Genomic DNA, 9,016 nt, shown 5'->3' with positions numbered 1-9,016 from the left:
TTTCCGCGCATGTAACACCTCATATTTTTGGTTAAGTATAACTCTATGAAGTGTCTACTGTTCTAGGGGCTTACCAGTCTTTAGAAATTATAGATAATGTTATTGCATTATTTCCATTGTCTTCGTTGTGCTTAGCTTTTAAATGTAAGCTTTTGAGTCCTATGTAGCACTCTTTAATCAGGCCAGCTCTTTCTTTAAACGATAAACCATTGATGAAGCATGACATAACTAAAACAAGCACCGAGTACACTACCCAATAGGTCGCACCAAGTTTTGATTGGGTATTATTTAAATAATAGATTGAAACTGCAACAGAAAATAATGAATACCACAATAGCAATAATTGTGATTGAAATGCATTTGATAGGAGTCGTTTTTCAGCTCTGATTCGAGCCTTCCTTGTCCACCAGATATCGCTAGAAAGTGCCACTGAACTTCTCCATAAATTAATAGTGTGTCCCAAGGAGTTTGCGAGTTATCAGGTTAACACCCCATACAGGGCAAGCACGAAGCTAAGAGCAAGCTCTTCAAAATTAGTTTCACTCTCAAGAGAGTGGGCAACACAAATGTTACCACTCCTTGAAACACTTGAATAATGTAAGGGATTTCTGATGTGTATACAATAGAAAAGTTTTTAAAAGTAGATACTTACTGCATTAATAAAACGTATAGAGTGAAAACTTCTGAACTTGATAATTGGTGAAAGCTTCTTTGACATTGAGGTGGCAACTAACTTACGGCTTTCACTACTTCAAATGGAGAGTGCATGGAAGTCAGCAGTGCCCGCCATGAGAAAAAGTATTGCAATTTCAGTTATGCTATCCGCCACTGAGTAATTACGTTAACAAGGAATGGGGCAAAAATGTGCCAGTAACTTTACTTAATTAGTAAGCCACGAATCAAATAAGGTATTGCGAATACCTAACCTAGCTCTCAGCAATAAGCGACTCAACGTCTAGCAGGGAAATCACCCATTTTTGTATTGGGTCTTCATTGTATCGTGGATGCCAAGCTGCAATAACATCGAAACTATCAGGTGACTGCTCAAGGGGAATTGTTACTACATCCAATCCTTTTATTGCTCGAGAAGGCATAAACGCTATGGAGTCCGTTGTTTCAAGATACATAGGTACGATAGAGAAACAGGGAGCTGATATTACGACATTTCGTTTCAATCCAAATTTTGAGAACCAGTCATCGATCGAACTTTTAAAGTTCGGGCGAGATGGTGAGGCTATAATCGTCGGGTACTGTGCGATTTCAGCTAATGTAGGTGTTTTTTGCGAAATAGATGAATGGGTTGATGTTACACATACATGATGCTCTTCAAACAATTTTACTATCCGATAGCTATCTGGAATGTAATCAGGGAAAGCGATAGCTAAATTAACTTTGCCACTTTCCATCAATTCATGAAGTTTATCGATTTCAAAGTCCCTAACGATTAACTTCAAACTTGGAGCTTGTTCCCTAAGCTTTGCAATTAAAGTGGGTAAAATGATTTGTTGAGCATAGTCAGTAGCTGCAATAACAAAAGTACCTTTAGCCTTATGAGGGATAAAGCTTGTCGTTGATAACAATGAATTGAAATCTATTAGCAACTTATCAACTCCCATTGATAAGTCTTCAGCGAAAGGGGTTGGAACAAAACCATTGGTTTTCCTGACAAATAATCTGTCGTCAAACACATCCCTTAGCTTTTTCAAATGTTCACTTACAGCTTGTTGAGTCAAACCTAACTGGTGGGCGGCTTTGGAAGCGTTTTCTTCACGTATTAACGCCTGAAAAACCCGCAATTGCCTAATGTCTAATCGGTCTACTTTACTCACAACTTACCACTTCTATGAGATTTGTCATTTCCATCAAGTATAACGCTACACAAGAAAAACCTGTATCATACACAAAAACTATTTGTTTCTTCTTGTTTTGTGCGTTTGCTAGAGTTCATCCATTGAATCAACTCGATGTTTGGAGAGAAAAAATGAAAACAGTAATTTTAATTGGTGTACTAGGAAAGATGGGGCAAGCAGCTCTGTCAGGTTTAGGTAAACATAAGGTCATTACAGCGGGTCGGTCTGGCGATGTTGATCATATTGTTGATATTACAGAACAAGAATCAATTGAAGCATTGTATGAAAATGTGGGTCACTTTGATGCTGTCGTCAATACCGTAGGGGTTTGCGAATATGCAACTTTTGCAGAGATGACAGAGGCTCAATGGATGACGACTGTTATGAGCAAAATGATGGGACAAATTAACTTAGTCCGTATTGGTCAAAAATACATTGCTGATGGCGGTTCATTTACCTTAATAAGTGGCATATTAAACGTAAAACCAATTCCGTATGCCATTGCCGACGCCACCACAAGTGGAGCTATTGACACCTTCGTAAAATGTGTTGCCCATGAAATGCCAAGGAATACACGCATCAATGTAGTAAACCCGACAGTACTAGCGGAAGCATGGGATGTTTATGGTGAAATGATGCCAGGGTTTGTGCCTGTACCAGGAAAACTAGTTGGCAAAGCGTTTGAGCGGTCTGTTGACGGGTTCATTAACGGACAAGTTCTTTTTGTCGATGCTTAGTATCATAGGTTTTACGTCAAAAAGTAAGATCCACTATTAACTCTCATACAGAGCTCCTTAACTTGGGAGTTCTTTGCCTTTTTGTGATTAGTTAAACTTAGACAAAATTATGTACTTTGGAACGCAGTGAGTATCTACTCTAAGTAGAAATGGGGCATTTTCAATTTAGAAATCGAACCACCATGGCTAAATGAAGGCACCAATTACCAGTGTAGATGCGGCCGTGACCGTCCATGTTTTGGTGAGAGGTAACGGATTTATCAAGTTTTCGAACGAGAGGCAGGATGCCGAACTGGCTTTTTAGCAGGGATGCTATTCGTCATGGCCGAGCTTCCAAGGATGGACTTGTTGCGTGTCACGGCAGTGTCTGCACATAAGGTCGTTCCTTCACATCTGACCCATAGGGATATGGGAAATGTCATTATGATGTAGGGAACATCATTGACCATGTGATCACGACATTCGGACGTCCTGTCCAGCACCCGCTGCAGGCGATTGATAACTCTAAAGCTACGATCCAGAATTCGCTATTTGGTAACACAAACCAAAAAATCTCAGTTCTAAAGATCTTTGTTTTGGGCGCTGACAGATTGAATTCAAAAGAGCCAGCTAATGCTGGCTAAACCGTACGTGCTTAGGAGCGCTATTTTATATGACTAAAAACTAGCTCACCGACTGGTTTTTATGCTCTCAGCTCTACCCTAACTCGCGTTTATTCTCTACACTGTGCCACCTTTTTCTATCCATGCTCGATTAATCTCGATTTGAATTAAATAATGCCAGATTTAACTTTATTAGCCGTGTTTTTACCGACCTTCTTTTTTGTCTCCATTACCCCGGGAATGTGCATGACTCTTGCCATGACTTTAGGCATGAGTATTGGCTTTCGCCGCACGCTATGGATGATGCTTGGTGAGCTCGTTGGCGTCGCCTTGGTGGCCGTCGCTGCAGTCATGGGCGTTGCCAGCATCATGCTTAACTATCCTGAGCTGTTTTCAATTCTTAAATGGGCTGGCGGACTCTATTTGGTCTACATCGGCATTAATATGTGGCGTTCAAGGGGGAAGATGGCGATTGTTGAAGGTCAACAAACATCTAGCGTCAGTAACCTTGAACTTATCTCTCAAGGCTTTTTTACCGCAATCGCTAATCCTAAGGGCTGGGCGTTTATGGTGTCATTACTGCCGCCATTTATTAGTGTTGAGCGTGAAGTCGCGCCGCAACTTTTAGCGCTAGTCAGCATTATCCTATTTACCGAATTAACCAGTATGATGGCTTACGCCGCAGGTGGAAAAAGCTTAAGAATATTCTTAAGCCGCGGTGATAACATAAAATGGATGAACCGTATTGCAGGTAGCCTGATGATAGGTGTGGGCCTCTGGTTAGCGCTTGGCTAATGCTTAGTTGGTATTAGCTAGCGCTTAGCTGGTGTGAGTTCATGATTAGTTGGCGCTGAGTTCATGCTTAGTTCGCCATTAGCAATAGCAGACTCAACCATAGCCGTCGCATTCAATTGTGATAAAACAGAGCCTCGTTAGGCTCTGTTTTTGTATGGCAGTTTTGACTTAAGTTGCTGCATATAAATCTTTGTATTCTCAGCTTCTTGACGAGTAAAACGGTCAATTGCCTGTCTAAACTCATTATGGCAGATTTCATGATTTGAGAAAGTCTCCACAGGCTCAAACCCTCTTGGGACTTTATGCTCTCCCTGAGCTCCCGCATCAAATACCTGTAGCTTATTGGCAATACAATACGCTATTCCTTGGTAATAGCAGGTTTCAAAATGTAAGCCGTCTACTTCAACTAAACAGCCCCAATAACGGCCATATAAATGAGTCTCTGTTTTAAAGTACAGTGCAGACGCAATACACTCTCTATCTTGATTACGAACCACTAAAAGCACGATTGACTCGGGCATGGTCTTAGCTAACGCCTCAAAAAATGCCAGGTTAAGATAACCATAATGCCCAGAACGTTTAGCATAAGTTTGCTGATAACAGCGATAAAACATCTTCCACAGATCGGCAGAAATTTGTTCTCCTTCAATAAACTCAAAGCTCAGGCCTAGAGGCGAGAGCTTTTGTCGTTCTTTATTAATGTCTTTTCGCTTACGCGACGTAAGTGACTGTAAAAAAGCTTGAAAGTCATCGTACTCGCGATTAAACCAATGAAACTGAGTGCCTAAACGCTGTAAGTTTCCCTGCTTTGAAAAATCAGTAAACTGTGATTGAGGTAGAAACAAACAATGCCAGCCAGAAAAACCATACTCAGATAAGCAGTTATTCAGAGTCTGGTTAATAAGCTGCCAGAGGGCTTGCTGAGCCTCAATACTAGCGTCTTTAGCGACTCCAAGGCGCATTCCTGTTACTGGCGTAAACGGAATGGCTGATACTAACTTGGGATAATAGGGCAACTGGTGGCGTTCATACGCCTCTGCCCAGGCCCAATCAAAAACGTATTCACCATAAGAATGGCTTTTAATATATAAAGGCATCACCGCTATAACGCGGCGACTCTCATCCGTTGTCGTCTCCCGAATGATTACATGTAACGGGGTCCAGCCACTTTGACTGCCAACACAGCCGCTTGACTCAAGCGCTGCCAAGTATTGATGCTGATTAAATGGATTACTATCGTGCATGAGCGCATTCCAAGTGTTGGCAGGCACCTTGTCGATAGCATCGATGAGATCAACCTCATACAGGGCGGTCCCCGCCTCACTTGTCGCTGCAGCATGTTTATCCAAACTCATCTCCCTTTGCCGTTACTGTTATGGTTAATATGGCTATTACTGTTACATTTGCCCATCGTTTAAGCTAACCACGTTGCCTCAGTAGTTTTACTTATGGTGTAAACATACAATATCGTGGGCTTACTATTTTGACTTACTATTGTGAAATTATAGTGCGCACTTAATAGTGTAAGCTAACAGCGCAGTACCCATTAACCAAAGATCTGCAAACATATAATAACCCGCCTCATTGCTTTGTTAATCCGCTCATAATACAAACTCGCTAGGATTTTTCCCATCGACTTGCATTTAACACCAATAAACGTCACATTGCTGTCACGATATTTGAACCACACAGGTTTCAATCAACAACATTTAGCGCCACTTCTGTGACGACTACGACTCACTCGTTTCCTTGCTTTTATAACCGTTAATCATCATATTTGGGCAATAACAATAAATACAAAGGATTGAAAATGCGCGCTTTTAAGACTCTAGCTGACAAGACCCTAGCCCTTAAAACCTCAGACTTTAAAACTTCTTACCCTAAAATATCTGGCTTTAAAGTATTAGCCTTCACCATTTCGATGGCTATCCCCTTGACTACTCTAACGCTTGCTGCATGTTTCCCATTACAAGCAACAGCTAAAGAAACATCGATTTATAGCCATATGGCGACCGCTCAACCTATTTGGGCACAGCATGGCATGGTATCGAGTCAGGAGGCGCTTGCGACTCAGGCGGGGGTTGAAATTTTAAAACAAGGCGGCAACGCGGTTGATGCCGCGGTGGCTGTTGGTTTTAGCTTGGCTGTAACACTGCCAAGAGCGGGTAACATCGGTGGCGGTGGCTTTATGCTAGTTCACCTAAGCGAGCCTAATAAAACCATCGCTATCGATTATCGCGAAATGGCGCCCGCTAAAGCCCATCGTGATACTTTCCTCGATGAACAAGGTAACCCAGTGAATAAGTTAAGCCGTGAACACGGTTTAGCTGTCGGCGTACCGGGCACAGTGATGGGCATGGAGCTTGCATTAGAAAAATACGGCACCATGACCATGAAACAGGTGACTCAAACTGCGATTAACCTGGCTAAAGACGGAATTAAAGTCACCCCAGATCTGCATGCCTCTTTATCTGGCCTTAAACGCCGCATCGCCCAATGGCCGAGTTCTGCCGAAATATTTTACAAAGACGATGGCAGTGACTACCAAACGGGTGAACTATTAAAACAGCCGGAATTAGCGCACTCGCTTGCATTAATTGCCAAACACGGTAGTAAAGGCTTCTATGAGGGCGAGACCGCACAAAAGCTGGTTAACGCCATCCAATCTGCTGGCGGGATCATGACCTTAGGCGATCTTAAACACTATAAAGTGATTGAGCGAGAGCCCGTTGTCGGTGAGTACCGAGGTTATCAAGTAGTCTCTATGCCACCGCCTTCATCGGGCGGCATTCACATTATCGAAATGCTCAATATGCTAGAAGGCTACCCCATAAAAGAGCTTGGCCTTAATACCGCGGCAACGTTACACCTTATGACCGAGGCGATGAAACGCGCCTATGCCGACCGCAGCGAATACTTAGGCGACCCTGATTTTTATGATGTGCCTATTAACGCATTAGTGAGTAAGGATTACGCTAAGCAATTAGCCAAGCAAATCTCATTAGATAAGGCTACGCCAAGCACAGACATCAAGCCCGGCAAACTTGCCCCCTATGAAAGTAATCAAACCACACATTACTCTGTGGTGGATAAATGGGGCAACGCCGTATCAAACACTTATACCCTCAACTTCAGTTATGGCTCAGGCCTAGTCGCTAAAGGGACGGGGATTTTACTCAATAATGAAATGGATGACTTTTCGGCTAAACCGGGCGTGCCTAACGGCTATGGTCTGGTTGGCGGTGAAGCTAATGCAGTAGAGGCAAACAAGCGTCCTTTAAGCTCGATGAGCCCAACCATTGTGATGAAAGATGGCAAACCTTATATCGTCACTGGTAGCCCTGGGGGATCACGCATTATTACCACTACGATGCAGATCATCATGAATGTGATTGACCACGATTTAAATATTGCCGAGGCCACCAATGCGCCCCGCGTTCATCACCAATGGCTGCCAGATGTGCTGCGGGTTGAGCATACGCTCAATCGAGATACACAGACCTTACTTAAAGCCAAAGGTCATGAGGTCAAAGTGAATAATGCCATGGGTTCGACGCAATCGATTATGGTTACTGAACAAGGTATTTTTGGCGCGAGCGACCCTCGCCGAGCTGGTAGCGAGACCGCTGGCTATTAACGTCATTGCAATAGGCGTTTAGACTAAGCCGTTTAATACAAAACCGGCCCTTAGCATAGTGCATAGCTAAGGGCCTTTTTGTGGATAGAGCAAAACCGCACTATTGATTCAGCAGCTTATGATTCAGCAGCTTAAAAGCGATTACTCAGTCACAGTATTTGGCTTAATAACGCTCTAGGATGCTTAGCAAGAATCAAAATAGCATTTTAATAGACACTCATTTTGCGGAGCCTAACAATGAGCCCTACTCTACACAACCAACACTCCCATAAAGTTACCCCGATTATTCTTGACTGCGATCCTGGCCATGATGATGCCATTTCATTAATTTTAGCCATGAGCAGCAATAAGCTTAATCCTTTAGCGGTAACCACCAGCGCAGGCAATCAAACTCCCGATAAAACCTTAAACAACGCGCTGCGTATTTTAACCTTACTTGAGCGTCACGATATCCCCGTTGCCGCAGGCGCACCTAAGCCGTTAGCTCGTGAGCTGATTATTGCCGACAATGTGCATGGTGAAAGTGGCTTAGATGGCCCAAAACTGCCCGATCCAGCTTTTGCACCGCAATCGATATCAGGCATTGAGCTGATGGCGCAAAAAGTACGTGAAAGTGACGAAGCGGTAACGCTAGTGCCATCTGGGCCGTTAACCAATATCGCACTATTTTTAGCAACCTACCCTGAACTTCATTGCAAGGTAGAGCGGATCGTGTTGATGGGCGGCGCTGCCGAAGCGGGTAACTGGACACCAGCAGCTGAGTTCAATATCTTTGTTGATCCAGAAGCCGCCGACATGGTGTTTAAGTCTGGTATTCCTATCACCATGTGTGGCCTTGATATTACTCACCAAGCACAAATTATGGATGAAGATATTGAGCGTATTCGTAAAATACCTAACCCTGTGGCTAAGTGTGTTGCAGAGTTGCTCGACTTCTTTATGATCTACCACAGAGATCCTAAGTGGGGCTTTGAAGGCGCTCCACTACACGACCCTTGTACTATCGCTTGGCTACTTAAACCTGAGCTATTCACCTCATACGACTGCTGGGTTGGCGTAGAGACTAAGGGCGAATACACCCAAGGCATGACGGTAGTGGATCGTTACCAATTGACCAATAAGCCTCACAATACTCAAGTGTTATGTAAACTCGATCGACAAGGTTTTGTTGATTTAATCGTTGAATGCTTAAACGCATATAACTAATGATTTTTAGCTAATGAGCTGCAGCTAGCCTGTTATCGCTAACGCTGTACTGATAGCGCTATATTGATAGCACTATATTGATAGTCCTATATTGATAGCGCTATATTGATAGTCCTATATTGATAGCGCTATATTGATAGTCCTATATTGATAGTCCTATATTGATAGTCCTATATTGATAGTCCTATA

At 43.1% G+C, this 9,016-nt stretch carries 7 protein-coding genes; 4 read left to right on the top strand and 3 right to left on the bottom strand.

The genetic code is table 11. The features are described 5' to 3' along the window. Positions 1-70 precede the first annotated feature (70 nt). Both ACVBIK_RS18095 and ACVBIK_RS18090 read right to left on the bottom strand, forming a co-directional pair. Positions 71-430 carry an SLATT domain-containing protein gene (locus tag ACVBIK_RS18095; RefSeq protein ID WP_447170230.1) on the bottom strand — a complete coding sequence of 120 codons (360 nt, stop codon included), beginning with the start codon at positions 428-430 and terminating at the stop codon, positions 71-73. Between the two features lie 496 nt (positions 431-926). Further along, entirely contained in the window at positions 927-1,829 is a 903-nt protein-coding gene (locus ACVBIK_RS18090; RefSeq protein WP_447170229.1) for a LysR family transcriptional regulator, read from the bottom strand. A gap of 152 nt (positions 1,830-1,981) precedes the next feature. Between ACVBIK_RS18090 and ACVBIK_RS18085 the strand changes: the two genes are divergently transcribed. Continuing rightward, positions 1,982-2,587 carry a short chain dehydrogenase gene (locus ACVBIK_RS18085; RefSeq protein WP_447170228.1) on the top strand — a complete coding sequence of 202 codons (606 nt, stop codon included), beginning with the start codon at positions 1,982-1,984 and terminating at the stop codon, positions 2,585-2,587. A gap of 776 nt (positions 2,588-3,363) precedes the next feature. Then, complete coding sequence (locus ACVBIK_RS18080; protein ID WP_447162861.1) at positions 3,364-3,984, top strand: LysE family translocator; 621 nt, start codon at positions 3,364-3,366, stop codon at positions 3,982-3,984. Between the two features lie 137 nt (positions 3,985-4,121). On the opposite strand, the gene ACVBIK_RS18075 is transcribed toward ACVBIK_RS18080, so the two are convergent. Continuing rightward, positions 4,122-5,333, bottom strand: a complete 1,212-nt coding sequence (locus tag ACVBIK_RS18075; RefSeq protein ID WP_447170227.1) for a GNAT family N-acetyltransferase — start codon at positions 5,331-5,333, stop codon at positions 4,122-4,124. 572 nt (positions 5,334-5,905) lie between these two features. On the opposite strand from ACVBIK_RS18075, the gene ggt reads away from it, so the two are divergent. Next, the gene (gene ggt, locus ACVBIK_RS18070; RefSeq protein WP_447170231.1) at positions 5,906-7,621 is read left to right on the top strand and encodes a gamma-glutamyltransferase; all 1,716 of its coding nucleotides are present in this window, start codon (positions 5,906-5,908) and stop codon (positions 7,619-7,621) included. 237 nt (positions 7,622-7,858) lie between these two features. Further along, positions 7,859-8,827 carry a pyrimidine-specific ribonucleoside hydrolase RihA gene (rihA, locus tag ACVBIK_RS18065; RefSeq protein WP_447170226.1) on the top strand — a complete coding sequence of 323 codons (969 nt, stop codon included), beginning with the start codon at positions 7,859-7,861 and terminating at the stop codon, positions 8,825-8,827. Positions 8,828-9,016: the final 189 nt, after the last annotated feature.

Source organism: Shewanella sp. 125m-1 (genome assembly GCF_052977065.1).
Note: the sequence above shows the minus strand (reverse complement) of the source record. Positions and strands in the feature narration are given on the sequence as shown.